Annotated in this window: 26 protein-coding genes and 2 pseudogenes; 12 read left to right on the top strand and 16 right to left on the bottom strand. The window is 69.8% G+C overall.

Annotation, left to right across the window (positions count from 1 at the left end):
* Positions 1-116 precede the first annotated feature (116 nt).
* Positions 117-605 carry a MarR family winged helix-turn-helix transcriptional regulator gene (locus tag AB0C28_RS47510; RefSeq protein ID WP_358082791.1) on the bottom strand — a complete coding sequence of 163 codons (489 nt, stop codon included), beginning with the start codon at positions 603-605 and terminating at the stop codon, positions 117-119.
* A gap of 267 nt (positions 606-872) precedes the next feature.
* Between AB0C28_RS47510 and AB0C28_RS47505 the strand changes: the two genes are divergently transcribed.
* The 3 genes from AB0C28_RS47505 to AB0C28_RS47495 all read left to right on the top strand — a co-directional run bounded on the left by AB0C28_RS47505 (position 873) and on the right by AB0C28_RS47495 (position 5,208).
* Complete coding sequence (locus AB0C28_RS47505; protein WP_358082788.1) at positions 873-4,205, top strand: glycoside hydrolase N-terminal domain-containing protein; 3,333 nt, start codon at positions 873-875, stop codon at positions 4,203-4,205.
* Positions 4,206-4,261: 56 nt separating this feature from the next.
* A complete protein-coding gene (locus tag AB0C28_RS47500; protein ID WP_358082785.1) occupies positions 4,262-4,936 on the top strand; it encodes a transglutaminase domain-containing protein in 675 nt (224 codons plus the stop codon).
* Between the two features lie 98 nt (positions 4,937-5,034).
* On the top strand, positions 5,035-5,208 hold the full coding sequence (locus AB0C28_RS47495; protein ID WP_357855350.1) for a hypothetical protein: 174 nt from the start codon (positions 5,035-5,037) through the stop codon (positions 5,206-5,208).
* A 50-nt stretch (positions 5,209-5,258) separates the two neighbouring features.
* On the opposite strand, the gene AB0C28_RS47490 is transcribed toward AB0C28_RS47495, so the two are convergent.
* Entirely contained in the window at positions 5,259-6,470 is a 1,212-nt protein-coding gene (locus AB0C28_RS47490) for an MFS transporter (RefSeq protein WP_358082782.1), read from the bottom strand.
* Between the two features lie 350 nt (positions 6,471-6,820).
* Between AB0C28_RS47490 and AB0C28_RS47485 the strand changes: the two genes are divergently transcribed.
* Entirely contained in the window at positions 6,821-7,630 is an 810-nt protein-coding gene (locus tag AB0C28_RS47485) for a CBM35 domain-containing protein (protein WP_358082779.1), read from the top strand.
* Between the two features lie 3 nt (positions 7,631-7,633).
* Here AB0C28_RS47485 and AB0C28_RS47480 read toward each other — a convergent pair whose 3' ends face one another.
* From AB0C28_RS47480 to AB0C28_RS47465, 4 genes are all read right to left on the bottom strand, one after another.
* A complete protein-coding gene (locus tag AB0C28_RS47480) occupies positions 7,634-8,155 on the bottom strand; it encodes a histidine phosphatase family protein (RefSeq protein ID WP_358082777.1) in 522 nt (173 codons plus the stop codon).
* Positions 8,156-8,165: 10 nt separating this feature from the next.
* Positions 8,166-9,176, bottom strand: a complete 1,011-nt coding sequence (locus AB0C28_RS47475; RefSeq protein WP_357855362.1) for a MerR family transcriptional regulator — start codon at positions 9,174-9,176, stop codon at positions 8,166-8,168.
* A gap of 481 nt (positions 9,177-9,657) precedes the next feature.
* Complete coding sequence (locus AB0C28_RS47470; RefSeq protein ID WP_357855365.1) at positions 9,658-9,873, bottom strand: hypothetical protein; 216 nt, start codon at positions 9,871-9,873, stop codon at positions 9,658-9,660.
* A gap of 66 nt (positions 9,874-9,939) precedes the next feature.
* Entirely contained in the window at positions 9,940-10,797 is an 858-nt protein-coding gene (locus AB0C28_RS47465) for an NAD(P)-binding domain-containing protein (RefSeq protein WP_358082774.1), read from the bottom strand.
* Between the two features lie 73 nt (positions 10,798-10,870).
* On the opposite strand from AB0C28_RS47465, the gene AB0C28_RS47460 reads away from it, so the two are divergent.
* Entirely contained in the window at positions 10,871-11,278 is a 408-nt protein-coding gene (locus AB0C28_RS47460) for a MerR family transcriptional regulator (RefSeq protein ID WP_358082771.1), read from the top strand.
* Positions 11,279-11,294: 16 nt separating this feature from the next.
* Here AB0C28_RS47460 and AB0C28_RS47455 read toward each other — a convergent pair whose 3' ends face one another.
* Both AB0C28_RS47455 and AB0C28_RS47450 read right to left on the bottom strand, forming a co-directional pair.
* Positions 11,295-12,116, bottom strand: a complete 822-nt coding sequence (locus AB0C28_RS47455; RefSeq protein WP_357855374.1) for a hypothetical protein — start codon at positions 12,114-12,116, stop codon at positions 11,295-11,297.
* A gap of 112 nt (positions 12,117-12,228) precedes the next feature.
* Complete coding sequence (locus AB0C28_RS47450) at positions 12,229-12,882, bottom strand: hypothetical protein (RefSeq protein WP_358082768.1); 654 nt, start codon at positions 12,880-12,882, stop codon at positions 12,229-12,231.
* 136 nt (positions 12,883-13,018) lie between these two features.
* Here AB0C28_RS47450 and AB0C28_RS47445 point away from each other — a divergent pair, with 136 nt between their 5' ends.
* Both AB0C28_RS47445 and AB0C28_RS47440 read left to right on the top strand, forming a co-directional pair.
* Entirely contained in the window at positions 13,019-13,669 is a 651-nt protein-coding gene (locus AB0C28_RS47445; RefSeq protein WP_358082765.1) for a hypothetical protein, read from the top strand.
* 100 nt (positions 13,670-13,769) lie between these two features.
* Positions 13,770-13,955: a hypothetical protein gene (locus AB0C28_RS47440; protein ID WP_358082762.1), complete on the top strand. Its 186-nt coding sequence runs from the start codon at positions 13,770-13,772 to the stop codon at positions 13,953-13,955.
* Here the strand turns inward: AB0C28_RS47440 and AB0C28_RS47435 are convergent.
* The 5 genes from AB0C28_RS47435 to AB0C28_RS47415 all read right to left on the bottom strand — a co-directional run bounded on the left by AB0C28_RS47435 (position 13,952) and on the right by AB0C28_RS47415 (position 17,551).
* On the bottom strand, positions 13,952-14,509 hold the full coding sequence (locus tag AB0C28_RS47435) for a hypothetical protein (protein WP_357855386.1): 558 nt from the start codon (positions 14,507-14,509) through the stop codon (positions 13,952-13,954). The genes AB0C28_RS47440 and AB0C28_RS47435 overlap by 4 nt on opposite strands.
* Positions 14,510-14,585: 76 nt before the next feature.
* Positions 14,586-15,761: an MFS transporter gene (locus AB0C28_RS47430; RefSeq protein WP_358082759.1), complete on the bottom strand. Its 1,176-nt coding sequence runs from the start codon at positions 15,759-15,761 to the stop codon at positions 14,586-14,588.
* Between the two features lie 137 nt (positions 15,762-15,898).
* Positions 15,899-16,438 carry a MerR family transcriptional regulator gene (locus tag AB0C28_RS47425; protein ID WP_358082755.1) on the bottom strand — a complete coding sequence of 180 codons (540 nt, stop codon included), beginning with the start codon at positions 16,436-16,438 and terminating at the stop codon, positions 15,899-15,901.
* Positions 16,439-16,448: 10 nt separating this feature from the next.
* Entirely contained in the window at positions 16,449-17,309 is an 861-nt protein-coding gene (locus tag AB0C28_RS47420) for an SDR family NAD(P)-dependent oxidoreductase (RefSeq protein ID WP_358082752.1), read from the bottom strand.
* A gap of 89 nt (positions 17,310-17,398) precedes the next feature.
* Positions 17,399-17,551 (bottom strand): hypothetical protein, encoded by a 153-nt coding sequence (locus AB0C28_RS47415; RefSeq protein ID WP_358082749.1) that lies wholly within the window; start codon positions 17,549-17,551, stop codon positions 17,399-17,401.
* A 137-nt stretch (positions 17,552-17,688) separates the two neighbouring features.
* On the opposite strand from AB0C28_RS47415, the gene AB0C28_RS47410 reads away from it, so the two are divergent.
* From AB0C28_RS47410 to AB0C28_RS47400, 3 genes and pseudogenes are all read left to right on the top strand, one after another.
* Complete coding sequence (locus AB0C28_RS47410) at positions 17,689-17,997, top strand: hypothetical protein (protein ID WP_358082746.1); 309 nt, start codon at positions 17,689-17,691, stop codon at positions 17,995-17,997.
* Positions 17,994-18,185, top strand: a pseudogene (locus tag AB0C28_RS47405) (S26 family signal peptidase); the annotation flags it as partial. The gene AB0C28_RS47410 and the pseudogene AB0C28_RS47405, both read left to right, overlap by 4 nt.
* Positions 18,186-18,237: 52 nt before the next feature.
* Positions 18,238-18,333, top strand: a pseudogene (locus AB0C28_RS47400) (S26 family signal peptidase); the annotation flags it as partial.
* Positions 18,334-18,411: 78 nt separating this feature from the next.
* On the opposite strand, the gene AB0C28_RS47395 reads toward AB0C28_RS47400, so the two are convergent.
* Positions 18,412-19,029: a M23 family metallopeptidase gene (locus AB0C28_RS47395; protein WP_358082743.1), complete on the bottom strand. Its 618-nt coding sequence runs from the start codon at positions 19,027-19,029 to the stop codon at positions 18,412-18,414.
* Between the two features lie 173 nt (positions 19,030-19,202).
* Positions 19,203-19,391 carry a hypothetical protein gene (locus tag AB0C28_RS47390; RefSeq protein WP_358082740.1) on the bottom strand — a complete coding sequence of 63 codons (189 nt, stop codon included), beginning with the start codon at positions 19,389-19,391 and terminating at the stop codon, positions 19,203-19,205.
* 193 nt (positions 19,392-19,584) lie between these two features.
* Here AB0C28_RS47390 and AB0C28_RS47385 point away from each other — a divergent pair, with 193 nt between their 5' ends.
* Complete coding sequence (locus AB0C28_RS47385) at positions 19,585-20,424, top strand: hypothetical protein (RefSeq protein WP_358082737.1); 840 nt, start codon at positions 19,585-19,587, stop codon at positions 20,422-20,424.
* Positions 20,425-20,773: 349 nt separating this feature from the next.
* Positions 20,774-21,352: a hypothetical protein gene (locus AB0C28_RS47380; protein ID WP_358082735.1), complete on the top strand. Its 579-nt coding sequence runs from the start codon at positions 20,774-20,776 to the stop codon at positions 21,350-21,352.
* A gap of 251 nt (positions 21,353-21,603) precedes the next feature.
* Here AB0C28_RS47380 and AB0C28_RS47375 read toward each other — a convergent pair whose 3' ends face one another.
* A complete protein-coding gene (locus AB0C28_RS47375; RefSeq protein WP_358082732.1) occupies positions 21,604-22,191 on the bottom strand; it encodes an NAD(P)H-dependent oxidoreductase in 588 nt (195 codons plus the stop codon).
* Positions 22,192-22,222: the final 31 nt, after the last annotated feature.

Genomic DNA, 22,222 nt, shown 5'->3' with positions numbered 1-22,222 from the left:
GTCTCTCCCGATCAAGGTGTGGCACGCCGGCGCGGCGGCGCCGACAGGAGAGACCGTAACAGATAGTTCCGTTACAGACGATATTTTTCGGATCTATTTTTGGCCCGCCGCTGGAGCTACCGCTGCCGCTCGCGCGCCCTGCGGGCCACCTGCGGGCTCTCCACCGGCGTGGCGAGGTGGCCGCCGACCAGCCGGTTCAGCGCCCGGACCAGCACCTCGCGCTCGTCGTCCGGCAGGGACGCGAGCGCGTCGCGGTGCACGCCGTCCACGACCTCCTGACTGCGCGCGGCGACTTCCGCGCCCTTGTCGGTGACCGCGATGATCCGGGCGCGCCGATCGACGCTGGAGGGCCGGCGTACGGCGTAACCGGCCTTCTCCAGCGCGTCCACGGTCACCACCATCGTGGTCTTGTCCATGTCGCCCAGCTCGGCGAGCTGGATCTGGGTACGCTCCTCCTCCAGCGCGTGCACCAGCACGCAGTGCATGCGCGCGGTCAGGCCGATCTCGGCGAGCTCCGCGGCCATGCGCGTGCGCAGCACGTGGCTGGTGTGGTCGAGCAGGAACGACAGATCGGTCTCGGTACGGGCGGGGGCCATCGCGGTCATGCTCTTCAGCCTACCCAAGTGGTTCCGGAACGGATTATCCGCAAATCAACGTGAAGGAGACCGAGATGGACGGCCCGGTGCCGCGTCCCAGCGCGCACCCGCTCCTCGTGGACGGCCGACCGGCAGTCATCGGATCTCCCACCCCGCCCGCCGGCCTTCGAGGGAACGGTGACACCCCCGACGCATACATCGGATGTCGACTCTTGTTAAGGGCAGGTTTCGATGCTATCTCCTAAGGTCAAGGTTTCCATGTGATCGGAGGGATCCGTGGCCCACCCCCCACGACGCCGCCTCAACTCGGCCTTGCTCGCCGCACTCCTGCTCGCCACCGGACTGCCCGCCTCCGCCCAAGCGGCCAGCGAAGACCGCAAGACACCCGATGACTTGACGCTCTGGTACGACAAGCCCGCCACCGACTGGGAGACCCAGGCACTGCCCATCGGCAACGGCCCCCTAGGGGCGATGATCTTCGGCGGGGTCGCGTCCGAGCGGATCCAGTTCAACGAGAAGACGTTATGGACCGGCGGCCCCGGCTCACCCGGCTACGACTTCGGCAACTGGAAGTCGCCGCGTCCCGGCGCGATCGCCGACGTTCAGCGCCAGATCGACCGCGACGGCCGGATGAGCCCCGAGGACGTGGCGGCCAAGCTGGGCCAGCCCAAGACGGGCTTCGGGGCGTACCAGACGTTCGGCGACCTGCATCTGGATCTCGCCGACGCGCCCGCCGACCCCTCCGCCTACCGGCGCGAGCTGAGCCTGCGCGAGGCCGTGGCCCGGGTCGGCTACACCTCGGGCGGGGTCCGCTACTCGCGTGAATACTTCGCCAGCAACCCGGGCAATGTGATCGTCGGCCGGCTGTCGGCCGACCGGCGCGGCAAGGTGTCTTTCACGCTGCGGCACAGCTCGCCGCGCGACGACAAGACGGTCACCGCGGCCGGCGGGCGGCTCACCATCCGCGGGCAGCTCGGCGACAACAAGATGCGGTTCGAGGCGCAGGTGCAGGTGATCGCGCAGGGCGGCACCCGTACCGACTCGGGGGACGCGATCACCGTCACCGGCGCCGACAGCGCCGTCTTCGTGCTGTCGGCCGGCACCGACTACGTCGGCGACTACCCGGCCTATCGGGGCGCGGACCCGCACGCCAAGGTCACCGCGGCCGTGGACGCCGCCGCGTCCAGGAGCTACGACCAGCTGCGCCGGGCGCACACCGCCGACTACCGCAAGCTGTTCGACCGGGTGAAACTGGACCTTGGCGGCACGACGCCCGCCGTCCCCACCGACCGGCTGCGCAAGGACTACACCGGCGGCGCCGCCGGCGACGACCGGGCGCTGGAGGAGCTGTTCTTCGCCTACGGCCGCTACCTGCTCATCTCCTCCTCCCGCGAGAACGACCTGCTGCCGGCCAACCTCCAAGGCGTCTGGAACCACTCCACCAGTCCGCCCTGGGGAGCCGACTACCACGTCAACATCAACCTGCAGATGAACTACTGGCTCGCCGAGCAGACCAACCTGCACGAGACGACCAAGCCGTACGACCGCTACATCTCCGCCATGGTCGCCCCCGGCCACAAGACCGCGCAGGACATGTACGGCGCCCGCGGCTGGGTGGTCAACAACGAGACCAACCCGTTCGGGTTCACCGGCATGCACGACTGGGCCACCGCCTTCTGGTTCCCCGAGGCCGCCGCCTGGACCACCCAGCACCTGTACGACAGCTACCGCTTCACCGGCGACACCGGCTACCTGCGCGACACCGCGTACCCGGTGATCAAAGGCGCGGCGGAGTTCTGGCTCGACTTCCTGCACACCGATCCGCGTGACGGCAAGCTGGTCGCCTCGCCCAGCTACTCCCCCGAGCACGGCGACTTCTCCGCCGGCGCGTCGATGTCGCAGCAGATCGTCCGCGAGGTGCTGGGCAACGCCCTGGCCGCGGCCGAGAAGCTGAACGTGGACGCGAGCTTCCGCGCCGAGGTGAGCGCGGCCCTGGCCAGGCTCGACCCCGGCCTGCGCGTCGGCTCCTGGGGCCAGCTCCAGGAGTGGAAGAGCGACTGGGACGCAAGGTCCGACACCCACCGGCACGTCTCCCACCTGTACGCCCTGCACCCCGCCAACCAGATCAAAGCGGGCACGCCGGAGGCCGAGGCGGCCAAGGTCACGCTGACCGCGCGCGGCGACGGCGGCACCGGCTGGTCCAAGGCGTGGAAGATCAACTTCTGGGCGCGGCTGCTGGACGGCGACCACGCCCACAAGATGCTCGCCGAGCAGCTCAAGAGCTCCACCCTGGACAACCTCTGGGACACCCATCCGCCGTTCCAGATCGACGGCAATTTCGGGGCCACCTCGGGGATCGCCGAGATGCTCGTGCAGAGTCAGCACGACGTCGTCCATGTCCTGCCCGCCCTGCCCTCCACCTGGAAGAACGGCTCCGTGACCGGGCTTCGTGCCCGTGGGAACGTCACCGTGGACGCCACCTGGAAGGGCGGCGCGCCCGACACCGTCACCGTGCGGCCCGGCGGGAGCGGCCCGCTCAAGGTCAGGTCGCCGTTCATCGCCGGCCGCTACCGCGTGATCGACGAGCGCGGCCACGAGGTCGACGCGCGCCGCGACGGCGACACCCTCACCTGGAACGCCCGCGCCGGCCAGGCGTACACGATCCAGAACGAGGCCGCGGTCGCCATGGAGGCGCCCGCCACGGCCATCCCCGGCACGCCGTTCGAGGCGCGGGTCACGGTGACGGCCACCCGCCGGCGCGCCGTGCCGGCCGCCGACGTCGCCCTCACCACGCCCGCGGGCTGGACCGTCGAGCCGGCCACCCGCCACCTGCCCGCCACGTCCCCCGGCCGCACGCGCACCGCCGTCTTCACCGTCACCCCCGGTCCTGCGGACGGCTCCCGCAGCGCCGTGCTCAGCGCCTCGGTCACCGGATCGTGGCGGGCCTCGGCGACCGCCGCACTCGGCCTCGACCCCTGCGCGCCGCCAGAACCCGGCTCCCTCCTGGTCGCCTGGGACCCGAAGGAGGGCGGCACCGTCGCCGACACCTCCGGCCACGGCCGCGACGCCACCGTCACCGGCACCCCCGCCTACGACACCACCGCGCCCACCGGCAGCGGCCTGATCCTCGACGGCGACACGTACCTGACGACCGGCGCGACCACTCTCGGCCTGGTCCGGGAGGCCACGTTCGCGGCCCAGGTCAAGATCGGCGGCTCCGCCTATCGCCGCCTGTTCGACTCCCAGGTGTCCGGTGACCCCGGGACCGACGGCGTGCTCATCGACATCACTCCCGGCAACACGCTGCGCTTCATCGGCGCCGGCGCCAACACCGGCCTGAACGCCACCGTGCCCACCGGCCGCTGGATCGACGTGGTGGTCACGCTCGACCGTACCGGGACGATCACCGCGTACGTGGACGGCGAACCCAAGGCCACCGCCCAGACCAGCACCGACGGCATCACCGGCTGCACCGCCCGCCCCCTGCGCTTCGCCGCCGACCAGAACGGCGGCCAGCGCCTGACCGGCGCCGTGGACCGCGCCGCCATCCTCGCCAAGGCGCTGTCCGCGGACGAGGCGAAGACCTGGCAGAGCCTGGCCTTCGAGTAGCCCGCACCGGGATGGGCGCCTGCCCCCGCAGGGGTCCATCCCGTTATGATCGCCGGGTGAAACCGGGAAGCCGCCGCACGGCCGCGGGCGGTACAGCGGCCACCCCCATCCTCGACTGGCGGCATCCCCGCGTGCTGGAGCTGCTGGACGAAGCCCGGGACCTCGACGGGCGGGCGTTCCTGATCGCGGCCCACCGGCTCGTCGCCGCCCGCGTCCGCCCGGTCTACGCGATGAACGAGCGGCGTCGCATCTCCACCACCCTGCGGCTGGGCCAGGGGTCCTGCAGCCAGAGACTGGCCCTGCTGGAGGGCCTGGCCCGTGGCCACGGGATCCCCACGCGGGTCAGAGGGCTGCTGCTCGACGGCCGTTTCTGGCATTCCCGCTTCCCCCGGCTGCGCGCGCTGATCCCCCGGCAGGTGATCCTCGCCTGGCCGGAGTTCCTCCTCGACGACCGGTGGGTGCCCGTCTCCGAGCTGTACGGCGACCTTTCCGTCCTGCGGGCAGGGGGCCGGTTCACGAACACGGCCGGGGAGACGCTGTTCGACGCGGTCGCGCGCACCGCCGTGGACTGGGACGGCGCGACCTGCTCCGCCTGCGACCTCTCCGGTCACGTCCGCGCCGACCTGGGCCTTTACGACTCCCGCGACAAGCTGTTCGACGAGCACGGCCAGACCCTGTGCGCGTCCGTACGCGTTCCCGCCGATCTGATCATGAGCCGCCGGGCCGCCTGACCTCCGCCCCTTCGGGCCGCGCTATCGCCGCGCTAACAGCCCGCCAGCGCCCGTTCCGACAATCGCGGAAACGTGCAGGGATCACAAGGAGGCAGAACGTGAGAACGCTCATCGACCGGGCATTGGCGCTGGTACTTCCCGAGGTGAAGGCGGCGGCCGTGTGCGGGTACCAGTACCAGTGCCGCGCGGCAGGCTGGAGCAGGCGGCTGTGCTGCTCGTCCTCGGCCGACAACTGCTCACCCTGGCAGGTGCTCTCGCGCGCCTGCCCGTAGGAAGGCCCGCCCTGCCCGTGGGGAGGCCCGTCGGCGCGTAGGAAGGCCCGTCAGCCGGCCGCCGCGCCCCTCGGCGGGCCGGTCATCGACACGACGACCGACCAGCCGATCGCGTACGCGACGGCGAAGGCTCCGAGGAGCAGCGTCGTGCCGGCGGTCCCGACGGTCGCGGCCATGGGGGCGACCGCGAGCGTCGACACGCCCTGAAGCCCGGCCGACAGGCTGAAGACGAGCACCATGACGCGCCCGCGCAGGTGATCGGGCGTCGTCAGTTGCAGGCCGTTGAGTGCGAGGATCGCGCACGCGCCCACCCCGACGTGGCCCAGCACGGCCGCGGCCATCCCCTGGCCGAGGCCGGTGCTGTGGGCGAGGAGCAGATAGCCGAGGCCGAAGACGGCCAGGGCCGCCCCGGCCACGTACAGCCGCCTGCGGTGCGAGTGGCCCGCGAGCAGCCGGCCCGCGAAGGGGCCGAGCACCGCGCCGAGCCCCTGGGCGAGGTACAGGGCGCCGGTTCCGGCGTCGCCGGCGTGGAAGCGGTCGAGGGCGAAGAGGGGCAGGAGCCCGACCATCCCGTAGCTGAGCCGCAGCCCGGCGGTCAGCCAGAGCAGGGCCGACGCCACCGGAGTGGTACGCAGGAACCGCCAGAGCTCGGCGGCGTCGGCCCGTACCCGCGGCCGGCCCGTCGCCACGGCGCTGGAGAGCGGCCGCTCGATCCGGGCCACGAGCAGCGCGGAGACGACGAACGAGGCGGCGTCGACGAGCAGGGTGGCCGAGGTCCCCCAGGCCGCGGTGACCACGCCCCCGAGCCCGGCTCCCACCAGCAGGCCGGCCGAGTACAGGCTGCCGATCAGCGTCTGGGCGAGGGGCAGGTCCCGGCCGGCGACCAGGTTCGGCAGCGCGGCCTCGGGGATGGGGCCGGACACCGCGGCGAGCACGGACAGCATGGCCAGGCACCCCAGGGCCACCGCCACAGAACCGGCGTGGAAGGCGACCAGCAGGCCGACGACCGGGACCACCGCGCCCAGGTCGCACGCGACACGCAGACGACGCCGTTCGAAGCGGTCGGTCATCGGGCCGATCAGCGGAAACAGCAGCACCCCTGGCAGGGAGTTGATCGCGAACAGCAGCGCCGTCCACCCCGCCGAGCCGGTGTGATGGTAGACGAAGCCGCTCAGGGCGACGAAGGCGAACCAGTCGCCGGTCAGGCTGAACGCGCAGGCGCAGAAGAGCCGCAGGAAATCGGCGTTGTGGCGCAGGGACACGGAGGATGGGCGGCAGGAAGGCAGCACTCGATGACTCCAGCAGTGGTGTCGGAACCCGGGTGGCGACCGGGGAGAAGTGGCGTGCCCCGCGGGTTCGCGGAGCTGCTGCTGGGTCAGTCACAGAGGTGCTGCATGACAGCAGGGTAGATCATCGGCACCGGGACGGTCCCCGCCGATCGCCGTCAGATGCGCGTCGTGGTCACCGACGCCGGCCACGAACTGGTGCCGGAGATCGAGCGGGCCTGGGCGGAGCCGGCCGAGGAATGACCCCGGCCGCCGCCGTTCTCCACGAACGGTAATAATCTGCCTACCCGCGCTCGCCGGAGTGATCGAGAGGCCACTCTGGAACTATGGCGAAGGCGGCGGAAAGGCGGGAGCGGGCACCCGGTTCGCTGGTGTGGCGGGTCGTGCGGGTCGCCGCGATCGTGGTGCTGGTGGTCTCGCTGCTCACCTGGTTCCTCGTCGATCCGCTCCGGCTGCCGGGCGACGTGCTGGAAGGGCTGAACCAGCGGGCCAGCGTGATCGGCATGTTCACGGGCGCGGTGGGGCTGGTCGTCTCGATGCTGGGGCTGCGCGTGCAACTACGCGGCCGGCCGGCCGCCGGCGACATCGCATCCGCCGGCGACATCGCATCCGCCGGCGACGTCGCATCCACCGGCGCGGAGACACCGGAGCCCGGCACGATGACGCCTGGCCCGCGCCGCCGTACGATCCTGCTGGTCGCGACCGTGCCGGCGGCCGTGGTGGCCCTGATCGTCCTGACTACCCTGGCCGTCGTACGAAACGCGCCGGTCCGCTACGAGGCCGAGGACGGCGCCCACTTCAACGCCATGCCCCTGTTCAACATCGAGGGCGCCTCGGGCAACGCCTCGATGGGCCACCTGAACTATCCGGACAGCTGGGTCGACATCAAGGTGCAGGTCCCCAAAGCCGGCACGTACACGGTGGACGTGCGTTATCGCGCCGGCGACGGCGACGCGCGCCAGTACCTGACGGTGAACGGCGCGGCCAAGCGCATCGTGCACTATCGGGACCGCACCTGGGACACCTGGGGGAACGCGACGGCCAAGGTGCAGCTCGACCAGGGCTGGAACACACTGCGCTTCCAGCACGACGAGGGCCCGTACGCCGCCGAGTTGGACTACGTCGAGATCGCCTGACGCCTATCCCCCGCTGACGCGCTCGACGGCGCCCGCCACCAGATCGACACGATGCGCGTCGGGAAAGCGGAGGTCCGCCCAGAAGTCACCGGAGCCGTCCAGACCCAGCCGCGCGGTCATCCAGACGGTCATCGCCATGCCGTGCGTCGCCACCACGAGCGGGCGCCCGCCGGCGAGGGCGAGCTGCTCGGTGATGCCGGCGTCAAAGCGCTCGGCGACCTCGGCGCGCGGCTCCCAGCCCGGGTGGTCCGCGCCGTCCACGTACGCGCGCCGCAGCTCGCGATAGTCGCCCTCCCACGGCTCCACGCGGGTGACCTCGTCGAACCGCCGATCACGGGTGACCGCGCCGTCGCCGCCCAGGGTCTGCCAGGCCTTCACCTCGCCGCTGGAGACGAGCCGGGCGTCTGCGGGCAGCCGCGCGATCAGCCGGCGGGCCGCCTGCCACCCCTCGGCGCTGAGCGTCCATTCGTGCGGCGGCACGGCCGGACCGTAGGCGGGCATGGCATGGCGGACCAGGAGCAGCATCTGCCGGACTCTATCGAGCCGGGCCCGGCTGGGCGGAAGCGTGAAGGGCCGCCGCCAGCCACGTCGCGAGCGAGGCGAACTCATCGCCCGTGTGGGGCGGGGTGTCGTTGATCACGGCCACCAGGGACACGTACCGGCCATGGGTGGAGTCGTACCGGGGCGACTCCTCGGGCCGCTCCCGTTCGAACCGCTCGGCCATGAGGAACCCGGCGGCCATGCGTTCGCGCGACTCGGGCGTGGACCGCGTGCCGACGGCCTCGGCGGCCGCGGTCGCCATGCGGACGACCAGGTCCCGCGCCCGTGGCGACTCCGGCGGCAGCCCGGAACGGACCTCCGCCATGATCTCCTCCATGATCGCCGTCCCCGTCTCGTAGATGAAGTCCTGTACAGGGGTGGCGGCCAGGTCCCGTCCCGGGGAGGTGGAGTAGGTGTCCTGGAGGTAGGAGCGGACCTTGTTCCTGAACTCCGCGCCCTGGACCAGGTCGGCCAGCTCGATCCAGGCTTCGAGCTGGGTGAGCGTCGGGTCCTCCGGCAGGCACGGCCGCATCGTCCGCAGCCGGTCCACGAAGCCGGCGGGCACGTCGAGTCCCTCGCCGACGTCGTTCCAGAAGTCGTCGATCAGCCGCTCGCGCTCCTCGTCGGGCATCGAGACGAGCTTGCGCATCAGGGCCGCCTGATCGGCGGTGCCGCCCTGCTTGACCAGGGTCCGCAGCACGGCCCGCCGGGCCCGCAGGCCGCGTTCCTGGCGTTCGACGATCTCCAGGTGCGCTGTGAGGAGATCGTGCAGCGACGTCTCACCGTCGAGCAGCCGGCGGATGCCGTCCAGGCCGGCGTCCAGCTCCCTGAGGGTGCGGATGAGCTCCAGCCGCGCGATGGCGCGGACGTCGTACAGGCGGTGGCCGGCGTCGGTGACGCGGGTGGGCGCGACGATGTCGAGGTCGGAGTAGTACCGGATGGCGCTGACGTTCAGCCCGGTGCGGCGCGCCACATCCCCGATCGAGTACAGCTCGTTGTCGTCCATACCGTCACTATCGGATCTCAAGCCGCTTGAGGTTCAAGCCCTGTCAAACTGACACGGAGGGGCCTTTGTAAAGTCGGATCATGGACGATCTCCATCTGGACCGCGCACGCGCCACCTCCTTCGGCTCGGTGGCCGAGCAGTACGACCGGCACCGCCCGGAACCCCCGGACGATCCGAACGCATACTGGCGTCGGGCCGCGACGCGTTCACCCCGATCGAGGAGAAGGTCTACCGCCAGGAACGTGTCCTGACCGCCGACCAGTGGACCGGGCTCGTCGCGACGTCGAGCGACCACCTCCGGCTCGGACCCGACCGGCTCGCGGGGCTGCTCGGGGTGGTGCGCGAGACGATCGAGTCGCTGGGCGGTCACGTGCGCATGCGACACGAGACCACGGCCCTGACCTGCCGGCGCCGGCAAGGCTGAGGGCTTCACCAGCTACGAGCCGCTTGCTTTGGGCTTCTTACTTACGAGCTTCGCGGCTTACTTCCGGGCTTCGCGGCGCCGGACGATCGCGTCGCTGAGCTGCCGCGCCGCCTCCATCTCGGGCGCCACCCAGCGCAGCCCGGTGTCGCCCACCTCCATCGGCTCGGCGATGGCCTGCGGCAACGGCTCCTCATCCACCCCGGCCCGCCACTCGGCCGGGTCCGGCCGCTCCGGCAGCCGCCGGAACCGGTCCTTCTTCGCCTCATCCCTCATACCACATGGACGGACCGCACCATCCCGAAGTTCCGCACCGCACGGTGAGACTCCGCACATGCCCGGTCAGTCGCGCGGCGTACGGAATTCCTCGATCAGCACGGGATACTGCTCCCCACCGTGCCCGGAGGCCATCGAGCGGCCGGCCATCGCCTTGAACAACTTCGGCAGCTCGGCGTTGACCCCCACCGCCTCGCTCTCCTCGATCAGGTGGTCCATCGCTCGTACGTCGGTCTCAAGCGCCGACACCTCGGCCGGGAAGGAGCCCTTGTCGACCTGCTCGGCGTACCCGGGCAGCCATTCGGCCACGACGACGGCGAGCTGCCGCGCGAACGGCGCGAACGTCACGGCGTCGACCCCGGCCGTCCCGAGCAGGGCCGTGCCCTGGAGCCAGCCGTTCAGCACGCTCCACATCATGGCGAGGCCGGCCACGTCGTACAGGGATGCCAGCCCATGGTCCGCGCCCAGGTAGGTGACGGTGCCGAGCGCGTCCAGCGTCGGTTTGTGCGCCTCGAAGTCCGATTGCGGCCCGCTGTGCAGGATCACCGCCTCGGCGGTCCCGATCGCCGGCGGGACGGCCATGACAGCGCCGTCCAGGTAACGGGCGCCGCGCCGCTCGGCCCATCGGGCGGCGTCCCTGGCCTGCGCCGAGTCGCCCGAGGTCAGGTTGATCAACGTCCTGCCGTCCAGCTCGATGTCAGTCGCGCCGAACAGTTCGTACACGGCCTGGTAGTCGGTGACGCAGATGATCGTCAGGGGGCTCGCCCTGAGCGCCTCGCCCACCGTCGCCGCCGGTCGCGCGCCCTCGGCCAGCAACGGGCCGGCCTTGGCCGGCGTACGGTTCCACACGGTCGTGGGATGCCCGGCCCGCAGGAACGCGCTCGCGAGCGCGCGGCCCATCAGTCCGAGTCCGATGACTGTCACGGGTGTATCGGTTCTGCTGTTCATGGCAGCATCGTCAACGTTGATACCGGTGTGAAGGTCAAGCGAGGGTTCGATGCTGATCGGGGAGCTGAGCCGCCGGACGGGCGTGAACGCCCATCAGTTGCGCTATTACGAGGCCCAGGGCCTGCTGGACGCGGAGCGGGGTGCGAACGGTTATCGCGAGTACGACGAGGGCGCGGTGTTGCGGGTGAAGCAGATCCGGCACCTGCTCGGGGCCGGTCTGTCCTCCGAGGACATCGCGTACCTGCTGCCCTGCGCGACCGGAGAGGCCCCGGACCTGCTCGGATGCCCCGAGCTGCTGACCGCGATGCGCTCACGGCTGCGGCGGCTGGACGAGCAGATGAGCCGGCTCGCCCAATCCCGGGACGCCCTCGCCCACTACATCGAGACGGCCGACCGCACGGCCGCCGGCAGCCGTCCTTGCCCCGGCGACACCGGCCAGGAGCGCGTACCCGCCTGAGGCCCCCGAGGCGGCGTCACGTCGCTTGTTCCCCGGAAACGACCTCAGCCTGCTCGGCGGGCGGTTGACGGCGCGGGACAGCCAGATCGTGGGCGGAGCGCGCCAGCCAGACCAGGAGCAGCACACTCGAGACCACACCGACAGCGTCGGCGACGCCTGTCTCCTGCGAGAACGGCATCGCGGCCACCGTCAGCGGGATCGGCGCCACCACGGAAGCGAGACCGTACCCGAAGGTCGCCCTCCCCCAGCGGTCGTCGCCCCATTGGTCCCGCAGGACCAGCGCCGTCCAGGCCAGGCCGGCCAAGGCACAGACCGACTCCGCCGCGCCCAGGCCGGACCAGCCGACGAGGTCGAACACGCCGATGACGGCGAAACCGCCATACCCCAGCACCCCCGCGCCCCGCGTGAACTGCTGCTCGCCGCCCAGCACCGGCATGAACCGCAGCACCACCACCCACATCGCCACGGAGTAGACCACCGTCACGACTTCCCAGGCGAACGACCCGGCGAGGTGAAGCAGCGATGTCGTAACCACCGCGACGTAGAGCGCCACCCGCAGCCGCATCACGTCCCGGTCCTGCTGCGGCGGCGACCCCGCCAACGGCCCGCGTACGACCTGCCAGATCGCCCACGCCCAGGACAGCCCGGCCAGAACCAGGACGAGCACGCTCAGCGGGGACACCACCGCGCCTTCGGCCACGGGCGTGTACAACGTCAGCCACCACAACGGGCCGAGTTGTCCAGAGACAAGGGCGACGACGACGGTGACCGTCAGCGCGGCGCCGTACAGGCCGACGAGAATCAGGGCAGGCAGGGCCGAACGATGGCGACGTAACACGAGGCGCTTCCTGGGGGGTTCGGAGGGCAAGAAAAGCGAACGCCCCACCCTAGTCGATCATCAAAAAATGGCGCCACACCCACGAGCCCGTCCCGCCGGGCGGCCTATGCCATCAAGGCGTCATCGCGAGCACGCCGGTGCCCCGCACCCTCATGTCGCGAGTCAGAGTGAATGGACTGACACCACAAGCTGCGGCGATTTCCGGGGCCAGGTCAAAAGCCGCCACCGTCCACTCGTCGAGTTGTTCGGCGCTCGCCGTCCGCAGGTCTCCGTCGACCGGCAACCCCAATTCGAGAAGGCGTTTCTGTTCATAACGCAGCGGGTGGCCATGAGCGAGTGATTCGTCATCCGGCTCGCCGGTCGCCGCGTACCGGCGAACAACGCGCCCATGTTCGGCCACCAGCCAGGCCGAGCCGTCTCCTTGCGCACCGAAGTAGTAGGCCTGCGCCCCTCCATAACGGGCGCTGAGCGTCCGGCACGATCTGAGCACCTCCTCGCGACGTTCACCGCGAGGATCACACCAGGCGCCGATCACCAGGATCCAGCCGTCCACCTCAGGAGTGACGAAAACCCGCGACAGACGGTCGGGATGGCCCGGTCCGGCATGGCCATCGGCGTCGATCACCTCCTGGGCCTCAGCGAAGGTGAGCGGCCTCGACGACGACAAGCCAAGAATCTCCATGACGCCGGCCTGGTCACCGGTCGGAACCGCGATCCAGTGATTCCAGCAGGTCCAGATCGGCTCAGCCCGATCTCGCACTTCCATCTCGCTCACTGTGCCACATGGCTTGATCCTCTGATCCGAAAGCAAGCGCCTCGTGGACGGCCATGGCCGATCGCCCCTCGGATGACCACCTGGCAGCCGATCCGCGCCCAGGCGGCGCGGTCGGTAGGTTGAGGTCGTGGATCTTCCTGCCCATTGGCTGCCCCGGCCGTCCTGCAGCCTGGACGACGAGACCCTGGCCGACTTCGCCTCCTTACTCGCTGATGCGGTCGCCCAAGGACCCGACCAGCCGATTCCCTATACCTTGGCCGTGCCGAAGTGGCAGTTTCTTTGTTACGTGGCCGAGCAGGCCGAATACGTGCTGCACGGGTCGAACGATCCCTCGATCGAGCGTTTCGAGCCCCGCCGGTCCTACGACAGCGACGCCTTCGGTGATCGCACCGCCGTCTATGCCGCCTCGGACGGCATCTGGCCGATGTTCTACGCGATTCTCAACCGCGATCACCCGCTGTCGATGGTCAATTCTTGCAGCGACATCGTCGGCGAGACCTATTACTACTTCTCCATCAGCCGGCCCGTGCTCGACCTCCACCCATGGCAGGAAGGAACGATTTACCTCCTGTCCGCCGACGGGTTCGAGCATCAGCCGCCGATCCGAGGGGCTCGCCAGCGCCAGGTGGCCAAACTGGCGCCGGCCGAACCGGTGGCGAAGATCCGGGTGACCCCCGAGGAATTCCCGTTCCTCAAGGACGTGCGTGGACATGACGACGCGGTGGTGCAGGCCCGATCCGCGGCCGACCCCGACGGCTTCCCCTGGATCGATGAGTGATCGCCTCAGTCGGCGACGAAGCGGGCCTGGTCGCCCTGCTCGCGCTGGCGGCGCAGCTCGTACGTGCCCGGGGCGATGCCGGTTCTTCTGCAACTCCTGGATGGCCGGCCACCAGCGGTTCACCGTTCCCGTCCCGAGGATCACCGAGGCCCGATGGGCCGATCCGGCCGTGAGCCGCGCCTGGCGGCGCTCGGTGGACGACGCGCTCATCGACGACGACAACCCGCTGCCACCCGCCGACCAGTGGGACGACGAGGACTGGGACAACGAGGACGAGGACGACTAGGAGCCGAGGGCTGACAGGAGACGGTCGAGGTCGCGGTTGCCGCGGCAGCGCACGACCTTGTCCGGGTACGGCGTGAGCCGGTCGCGGGTCGTGGCGCCGGAGTTGCCGCGACCGGCGTCGAGCTGCTCGTCGGTCGCGATCGGCCCGCCGGGATAGCGCATGACGTCCCGCAGGAACCGGGCCAGCAGCCACAGGCCCTTGTGCGGGTTGGTGCCGTGCGCGGAACGTACGGCGTGGCGGCGTACGATGCGCCAGACGGCGATCGGCGGCGGAGCGTCCAGCCACACGATGACATCGGCCGCTTCCAGGAGGGGATCGGTCCAGCCGCAGAGCGCGCTCGCCGTGACCCAGGCCGGCCCGGCCGCGATCTCGGCAGCGGCGGCCCGCCAGGCGGCGGCGACGTCGGGGTCACCGTCGAGGAAGGGCAGCGGCAGGGAGTCGAGGTCGATGTGCTCGACCCCCAGCCGGGCACCGACCCGCTCGGCGAGCGTCGTCTTGCCGGCACCGGCCATGCCCATGATGTGCACCCGCTTGGGCGTGCTGCCGACCTCCACCCCGGCCACCTCCCGGCGATCATCGTGCCAGAGCCGGATCGCACCGCTCCACCGGTTAAACGTCGACGGCGTCCGCTCAGCGGGATGTGCCGAGCACCCACAGCGATACCGCCATGAGCAGAGCGGTCAGGCCGCCGCAGATCATGACGGTGGAGACCGAGAAGGCGTCGACGACGCGTCCGCCGAGGAAAGCGCCGAGCGCGAAGGTCGCCTGGAAGGAGGAGGTGAAGACGACGGTGGCGGCTTCGGGCGCGTGAGGGGCGGCGGTGATGAACGATGCCTGCGAGCACACGGGCACACCCCCGTAGGCCAGACCCCAGACCACGAGCAGCACCACGGCTCCGACGACTGTGCCGCCGGCCGAGGGCAGCAGCAGCGTGGTGGCCGCGACCAGGCAGCCGCAGGTCGCGAAGGCGGCTCGTAGGCGGGTGGCGGTGGCCTTGCCGGCCAGGAAGTTGCCGGCGACCCCGGCGATCCCGTACGCCAGCAGAACGGCGCCGACGGCCGCTGGCCGCAGACCGGTGACGTCCTGGAGGAAGGGCGTGACGTAGGTGTAGGTGCCGAAGTGGGCCAGCACGACGAGGAAGGTGGCCGGCAGGGCGATGGCGGCGCCTCGCGTACGCAGCAGGCCGAGCAGCACGCGAGGGCTGGTGACCTGGTGGGCGGGCAGCGGCGGCAGCAGCACGAGCAGGGCGGCCAGGACGAGCAGGGCCAGCACGGCCAGCACCAGGAAGGCGGTTCGCCAGCCGGCGAGTTCGCCGATGAAGGTGCCGGTCGGCACGCCGAGCACGGAGCCCAGCGGCACGGCGGAGAAGATCACAGCGGTGGCGGTGCCGACGGCGTGCGGCGGCACCAGACGGCCGGCCAGCCCGGCCCCGATCGACCAGAAGCCGCCGATGGTCAGGCCGACGAGCACCCTGGAGATCAGCATGACCCCATAAGAGGTCGCCACCGCGGCCAGCACATCGGCCACGGCGAGCACCGCCATGAGGACGCACAGCATCACGCGGCGGTCCAGGCGCGCGGTGGTCAGAGTGACGGTGGGCGCGGCGACCGCGGCGACGATGCCGGGCAGGGTCATGGTCAGCCCCGTGGTGCCGTCGGAGATGCCGAAGTCGGCGCCGATGGCGGGCAGCAGGCCGATGGGCAGGATCTCGCTGGTGACGATGGCGAAAATGCCCAGCATGAGCGAGGCGACCGCGAGCCGGCCGACGAGGGGCGGGCGGGGGCGGGCGAGCGTGGTGGTGGACATGATTCCCGTTCGGGCAGGTGCGCGTGACGTACGGGCACCCAGCCAAGCAGGGATGAAGTAGCAGACACTGGCACGTTTCAGACGCAACCATCACGTGGACAGGCCGTGAAGATCGTTTCCCGCAGGCCGGGTGTCCTTCACTCCGCCGGAAGGGCCCGTCGCACCGGCTCGTCCGGCAGCGCAGTACGGTCGGTGGTGCCGAGGTCCTGGACGTCCGGCCCGGTCGAGCCCCCGTACGTGGCGATCTTGTATTCGACCGCCGTGAGGGAAAGCGTCAGCTCACGGATCCGGCGCCGGATGGTGTCGCGATGTTCGACCAGCACGTCGAGCCGCTCCGGCACCGTGTGCCCGCCGGCGTCGACGAGCGAGATGTAGTGCTGCAGATCGCGCATCGGCATGCCTGACAGCCGCATCCGGGTGAGGAACACCAGGCGCCGAACCGTCTCGGCGTCGTACACGCGATGACCCTGACCGTCGCGGGCCACCTCGACCAGCCCGGCCCGCTCGTAGTAGCGCAGCGTGTGGGCCGAGATGCCGAGGAGGGCGGCGACGTCGGCGATCGTCATCGTCTCGGGCAGATCGGCCAGGTCGGCGAGGCGGTGGATCGCCTCCGCCGACAGCGGACCGTCGTCCCCGAGCGCGTCGAGCGCCCTGGTCATCAGCTCGTCGGTGGCCATGACCCCGAGCCTAGACGGGCCGTACCGATGCGGAGACCCCCTCGAAGTCGGCACCGCGGGCAGTCTCGGCCCACCGCTCGACCTCGTCCAGGCCGCGCCGGTAGGCACGCGAGATGCGCTCGACCGCCTCGCGCCCGAGCGGCAGCCGCAGCGGCACCTCGTCGCCGTGTGCGAGCGAGACGATGATCTCGGCTGCCCGCGCCGGGTCGCCTTCCTGGCGGCCGTCGGTCCCGGCCATGTCCGCACGGACGCCGGCAAGCAGGTCGCGGTAGGTCGCGGACGGCTCGACGAACTCGAGCACGTCGCCCCCGTTGAAGCCCGTCCTGAACCGGCTGGGCTCGACGAGCAGCACCCGGATCCCGAACGGCGCGACCTCCCCGGCCAGGGCCTCGGACCAGCCTTCGAGGGCGAACTTCGACGCGGAGTACGCCGACACGCCGGGGAACGACGTCCGCCCGCCCTGACTGCTCATCTGCACGATCGTCCCGATGCCCCGCGCACGCATCGCGGGCAGCGCCGCCCTGACGAGCGCGGCGGGGCCGAACAGGTGCAGCTCCATCAGGTCGCGCAACTGCGCGTCGCCGACCTCCTCGACCGCTCCGACCACGGCCCGGCCCGCGTTGTTGACCAGCACGTCGAGCTGACCGAAGCGGTCGAGGGTGTCACGTACGAGATCCGGGGCCGCGGCGACGTCCCTGGCATCGAACGTCGCGATCAGGCAGTCGTCCGGGTAGGCCGCCTCCAGATCGGCGACGCTCTCGGGCCGGCGTACCGCAGCCACCACGCGGTCGCCCGCCGCGAGCGCCGCCTGCGCCAGCGCGCGTCCGAACCCGCGGGACGCGCCGGTGATGATCCAGGTCTGTGTCGTCATGGCGGGGACGCTATGCGTTCGAGCGCGCTCGAACGCAAGCTCACGACATCACCCTGGCCTTCCCGCTCACCCGCCCCGCGGCTGCTGAACTAGCTGCCGGGCGGCGGTGTGGCGTCGCCGATCTCACCCGCCGACGGGTCCGCCACGACCTCGCACGGCGCGACCGGCCCGGTCGTCAGCCGTCCGCTGAACGCCCAGGCCACCCCGGGACGCTCCACCGTGGGCGTGACCGGATTCTCCATGATCTCGATCATCGCGATCTGCCCCGGCCGGATGTGGCGCGGATTCTACGACCCGCAGCGCGGCACGATCACCTGGAGCGGCGTGGACCTCCGCGAGCTGAACCTCGCGGCGCTGCGCGCCCGGATCGGGGTGGCGGGTGGCCCTGGCCCGCTGCCTGATGCGTACCGACGCCGAGTTGATCGTGCTCGACGAGCCGACCTCGGGGCTGGACGCCGAGGGTGAGCACCGCGTGCACACCACCCTGCGCCGGCACGCGGAGGGCCGTACCCGGCTGCTGATCTCCCACCGGAAGTCCGCGCCGCGCGGCGCGGAACTGATCGTCACGCTGGTCGGCGGCCGGATCGCCGAGCAGGGCAGTCACGACGAGCTGATGGACGCGGGCGGAGAGTACGCCCGGTTGTTCCACCTCCAGGCCGGCGGATACCAGGATGAGAGGGTGCGATGATCGGGTGGATCAGGGTGACCGTGCGGGGCGACAGCCTGTCGCCCACCCTGCGGGACGACCAGCGCCTGTTGGCGCGGCGGCTGCGCCGTGGCTCTTGGCGTGGCTCTCGGCGTGGCTCTCGGCGTGGCGACGTGATCGTTTTCTGGGTGGCGGACGAGCAGGTGCCGCACCGGATCAAGCGGGTCGTCGCGATCGCCGACGACCCGCTGCCGGATCTGGCTCGTCCCGGCCCTGCCGGACGTGTCACATGTGCCGGCCGGGCAAGTCGCGGTGGCCGAGGACAACATGTCCCGCTCACAGGACTCGCGCCAGTTGGGTCTGATCGCCTGCCGCGACATCCTCGGGCACCGTCCCGGCGCGTCGCCTCGGTCGATCGGCCTTCAAGAACGGCCCTGGGGTCGGCCGCTGAACGGATCAGCGCGGGCCCATCTCCCCGTAACCGCAGTTGCGGCTGACGACGTTGAAGTATTCCGGCCCTGGATAAGGTACGCCGTTGAACACGGAGGGGACCCGTTCCTTCCCCGGCCCTCCCCAGCCGGTCCGCCCGTCGCCGTTCTTGTCGTACCAGGTCTCGAAGTGAAGATGAGCGGTGTATTTTTCGCCGTTTTTCTTCTTCCCCGTGTTCCCCACGAATCCCAGAACACTGCCCTGTGTGACCCGAGCGCCGACCTGGACGCTGCGAGAATCCAGGTGGAGGTAGACGGTGTACCAGCCACCACCGTGATTTATCTTGATGACGTTGCCGGCGTATTCGTACTTCCGCGACATGATTACCGTCCCGGCGGCAGGTGCCAGGAGTTTCGACCCCTTCGTCAGTCTCTGCGGTTCCCGCACCATGTCCAGCGCCGGGGCATGGCCCCAAGTGTTCAAGCGCCACTTCTGCTCACACGGGAACGGGAGCTGCATGTCTGGACGCGGCCCCCTCGAATACGAGACGTCGGCGTTGGCGGGCTGAGCTGCCCCGGCCAGGCCGACGCTGGTGAGCGCGGCCAGCACGAATACAGCCAGCGGTTTGCGGATTTCCCCCGTCATTTGCATCACCCTCCTGCGTTTGATCGCGCGTTGTGGAGATCAGCCTCCTCAACAGCCGTCATAAAGCAGCCATAAGGGCGTCATACGGGGGCGGCATCAGGCCCGAGACCCATCCATTCCTGACCCGCGCCGCAGTGCTTCACCTCATCTGGTAGCGGCTCACGCCACTTGGATCAGGCCCGGCGTACGAGGCCGTCCTTGCCGATCCACAGCCGCCAATCGATTTCCCAGTCGGCGTGTTCATCCCGCGCAGAAAGGCGTTCGCCGATGCAAACAAGGCGAACACCTGCCTCCCCCAGTTGGTGGTCCCAGAGGCCGGTCGCCACCACTTTGCCGTCACCGAAGCCGACGACACCCTTCATCGGCTCGAAGCGCTCCCAGCCAGAGATCGTCCGACACAGCGCCGATAGCGAGGCCGGCAGGCGTTTGAAGGCCGCCGTGGAGAGGTTGGAAGCGAGCCGCGTTCCGTTCGTCCATGATCGCGGTTTGGCTTGACAGTTGATCTCTTATGCACAAGATTGTTGCGTCCCTCCGACCTATTTCCAGGGAATCGTGATGAAGCGGACCGTCGTGGGGGCAATCCTGATCGCGGGTCTGGCACAGCTCGTCGCCACCCCTGCGCAGGCAGCCCCCGAGGCCAACCCGGTAACGGCGCTCCGAGCGGCGTTGATCCGCGGCAAGGGCGTGAACGTCGTGTCCAAGACAAAGGTGGATCACGGTCGCGGCGTGTACTACACCTTGAATCTGGATGGCATGGTGGGGTTCGGGCCGCAAGGCGAGATCGCCTCCGATACGTCCCAGCACCTGCAGTACAGCAAGACCGCTCAGGCCGGACTGAAGAAACTCGGCATGGCGGAGGACGCCGCCATGGAAGAGACGCCCCTGAGAGTGATCTCGTCAGGCTACGACGACTACGTCTCAAGCCCCCGCTTCGCCGACGTACTGCCGAAGGGCACGAACTGGATTCGCTACTCCCCCACCGATCTGCCTGCCAGCAATCCGTTGCTGGAGGTCCTGGAGCCCACCACGCTCGAGGCGCTGCTCGCGCACCGCACGTCCTGGCGGGGCGGGGTGGTGAAGGGCACGATCAAGGCCGACAAACTGGTCAAGGTATCCGGTCCCTTCGCCTCGCGCTTTCGCGGCTATTCCTGGAGCAAGCCCGTCAGCACCATCTCCTACACCCTTCGTCTGAGCACGGCTGGACTGGTGGAACGCGTTACGGCCAAGGGCATCCTGCACCACTGGAAGGGATCCGTGCTCCGCGTCGAGGCGGACACCCGCTACTCCGCCTGGGGGCGGCAGGTCACCGTCGCACTGCCCCTGAAGAGCGAGGTACTCGACCAGAAGCAACTCGAAGGCAAGGTCCCCTACCAGGTGCCTGGCGCCTGGAACTAGCCGCTCGGCGATCGCGTCGGTGCTCGCCACCAGTGTGGGCGTCCGCATCATCGACCACAGGAGCGAGGCCGTCCATGACGCATGCGACAACGCTGGACTACCTCTGGTGGGAGGAGTTCCGAAGCAGCCTCGGCGTCTCAGGGTTCTCTTTCACCCTTGTCGCCGGCCTGCAGCCCGCGTAGGTGTTGGAACGCCTCTCGACCAAACCGGACAAAGCCTTGCAGCCCGAGGGCCCGTTGGCTGAACCGGTGGCCATGATCTCCCAGCCTCTTGTGCGGGTTTCGCCGCGATTCCATGCACGGGGGTTACGGCACCGCGGTCCTGCCATGATCTCGGTGGCACCTCTCCGATGGGATCCGCCATGCCTCCTCGCTCACTCGTCCTGGCGGCCGCCTCGCTCTGCGCGGGCGGCCTCGCAGTTCTGGCGTTCTTCCACGACTCCGACCTGGTGCTCTTGAGGGAACATCTGAACCATCCGTTCGCGTTCGGTGCGCTGGCCTGCCTCCTGATGGCATGCGCCGCCCTCGGGCTGCGGTGGAGATGGCTACGCGTCCTGATCGCCGTCCTCGCCGGGCTGGGCGCGAGTGGCGCGCTGTTCGTGGCGTTGGTCGCCCTTTCGTTCACCGCTATCGAGGAGACCGATTTCGTCGACGGGCCCGCGCCGTACAGGATCCGGCTCCAGGAGTCGCCGGCGGGTTTCGGGCCGGACACGGTGATGCGGCTCAGCCTCCGCAGAGACGACGGGTTGCTCAGCAGGGAGTGGGAACTCGGTTGCTTCAACGACGACGACACCGACGACGGCTTCGACTCGGTCAAGTGGACGGGGCCGAGTTCCGTTGAGATCCGGGTGACCGACGGACGAACGTTCCCCATTGCCTTGGACCCCGTCTCGGGCCGACCCCGGACCACCGTCGCGCTCAACTGTTGACGGCGGCCCTCAAGCGGCGCCGCTGGGAATGGGAAGCAGGCCGGTCGACCCTGGGAAGGACGCAATCACGTCAGCCGCTCGTGAACGGGTGTCCGTCATGATGGAGTCCACTAGAGACCGCAGGACGACTCCACCAGCGCCCTGACACCACCCTCGCCTTCCGGGACACCTGCTCCGTGGCTCTCAATCCGGGACGAACCTGATTCGGAAACCCCGATCAGCCCAGCCCCGGAACCTGGCTACCCCATTTCTCACAGGTGCAGGTGACCCCGGGCATTGCGCAGAGCTGCGGCCCACCACGTCAGCTGGTCAAGCAGCGCCGCGGCCGCGGTGTTGACCGTATCGGGGTCTTTGGGGTTTCCGTCCGTGTCGAACTGACCGTGCACCCGGTGAAAGCTGACGGTGTTCCTGATGGTCACTGCCTGGAGTTCGGCGAAGACAGGCCGGAGCTGCTCAACCGCGCGTAGACCACCGGAAATACCGCCATAGGCGACGAATCCAACCGGTTTCGCGTGCCACTCTGGACAGACAGAGTCAATCGCCAGTTTAAGCGGACCTGGATAGCCGTGGTTGTACTCCGGGGTGACGATGACAAAAGCATCTGCGATACGGATCCGGGCGGCAAATGAGCGAACCAGTGGCGAGTCGTACACCCCGTCGGGTACGGGTCGGCTCTGTTGGGCGTACGGCAAGGGTGTCGTGGCCAGGTCGATGACGTCCACCTGCAGGCGATGACGGCGCTCCGCTTGCGCGACGAACCACCTGGCCACGACGGGCCCGAACCGGCCCTCTCGGACACTGCCGATGATCACCGCAAGTCTGAGACGTTCTGGATTCATGAGGGATTGTGCCTTCGCGCGGGTGCTGGTG

Origin of the sequence: Nonomuraea sp. NPDC048892, assembly GCF_040649735.1 — a bacterium.
Classification (GTDB): domain Bacteria; phylum Actinomycetota; class Actinomycetes; order Streptosporangiales; family Streptosporangiaceae; genus Nonomuraea; species Nonomuraea maheshkhaliensis.
Note: the sequence above shows the minus strand (reverse complement) of the source record. Positions and strands in the feature narration are given on the sequence as shown.

What these genes read in the sequence shown, in the direction of transcription:
- AB0C28_RS47510 (WP_358082791.1), bottom strand. Translation starts at nt 605, where the DNA reads ATGACCGCGATGGCCCCCGCCCGTACCGAGACCGATCTGTCGTTCCTG.
- AB0C28_RS47485 (WP_358082779.1), top strand. Translation starts at nt 6,821, where the DNA reads ATGGCGAAGGCGGCGGAAAGGCGGGAGCGGGCACCCGGTTCGCTGGTG.
- AB0C28_RS47480 (WP_358082777.1), bottom strand. Translation starts at nt 8,155, where the DNA reads ATGCTGCTCCTGGTCCGCCATGCCATGCCCGCCTACGGTCCGGCCGTG.
- AB0C28_RS47475 (WP_357855362.1), bottom strand. Translation starts at nt 9,176, where the DNA reads ATGGACGACAACGAGCTGTACTCGATCGGGGATGTGGCGCGCCGCACC.
- AB0C28_RS47470 (WP_357855365.1), bottom strand. Translation starts at nt 9,873, where the DNA reads ATGAGGGATGAGGCGAAGAAGGACCGGTTCCGGCGGCTGCCGGAGCGG.
- AB0C28_RS47460 (WP_358082771.1), top strand. Translation starts at nt 10,871, where the DNA reads ATGCTGATCGGGGAGCTGAGCCGCCGGACGGGCGTGAACGCCCATCAG.
- AB0C28_RS47450 (WP_358082768.1), bottom strand. Translation starts at nt 12,882, where the DNA reads ATGGAAGTGCGAGATCGGGCTGAGCCGATCTGGACCTGCTGGAATCAC.
- AB0C28_RS47440 (WP_358082762.1), top strand. Translation starts at nt 13,770, where the DNA reads ATGGCCGGCCACCAGCGGTTCACCGTTCCCGTCCCGAGGATCACCGAG.
- AB0C28_RS47430 (WP_358082759.1), bottom strand. Translation starts at nt 15,761, where the DNA reads ATGTCCACCACCACGCTCGCCCGCCCCCGCCCGCCCCTCGTCGGCCGG.
- AB0C28_RS47425 (WP_358082755.1), bottom strand. Translation starts at nt 16,438, where the DNA reads ATGGCCACCGACGAGCTGATGACCAGGGCGCTCGACGCGCTCGGGGAC.
- AB0C28_RS47420 (WP_358082752.1), bottom strand. Translation starts at nt 17,309, where the DNA reads ATGACGACACAGACCTGGATCATCACCGGCGCGTCCCGCGGGTTCGGA.
- AB0C28_RS47415 (WP_358082749.1), bottom strand. Translation starts at nt 17,551, where the DNA reads ATGGAGAATCCGGTCACGCCCACGGTGGAGCGTCCCGGGGTGGCCTGG.
- AB0C28_RS47395 (WP_358082743.1), bottom strand. Translation starts at nt 19,029, where the DNA reads ATGACGGGGGAAATCCGCAAACCGCTGGCTGTATTCGTGCTGGCCGCG.
- AB0C28_RS47390 (WP_358082740.1), bottom strand. Translation starts at nt 19,391, where the DNA reads ATGAAGGGTGTCGTCGGCTTCGGTGACGGCAAAGTGGTGGCGACCGGC.
- AB0C28_RS47385 (WP_358082737.1), top strand. Translation starts at nt 19,585, where the DNA reads ATGAAGCGGACCGTCGTGGGGGCAATCCTGATCGCGGGTCTGGCACAG.
- AB0C28_RS47380 (WP_358082735.1), top strand. Translation starts at nt 20,774, where the DNA reads ATGGGATCCGCCATGCCTCCTCGCTCACTCGTCCTGGCGGCCGCCTCG.
- AB0C28_RS47375 (WP_358082732.1), bottom strand. Translation starts at nt 22,191, where the DNA reads ATGAATCCAGAACGTCTCAGACTTGCGGTGATCATCGGCAGTGTCCGA.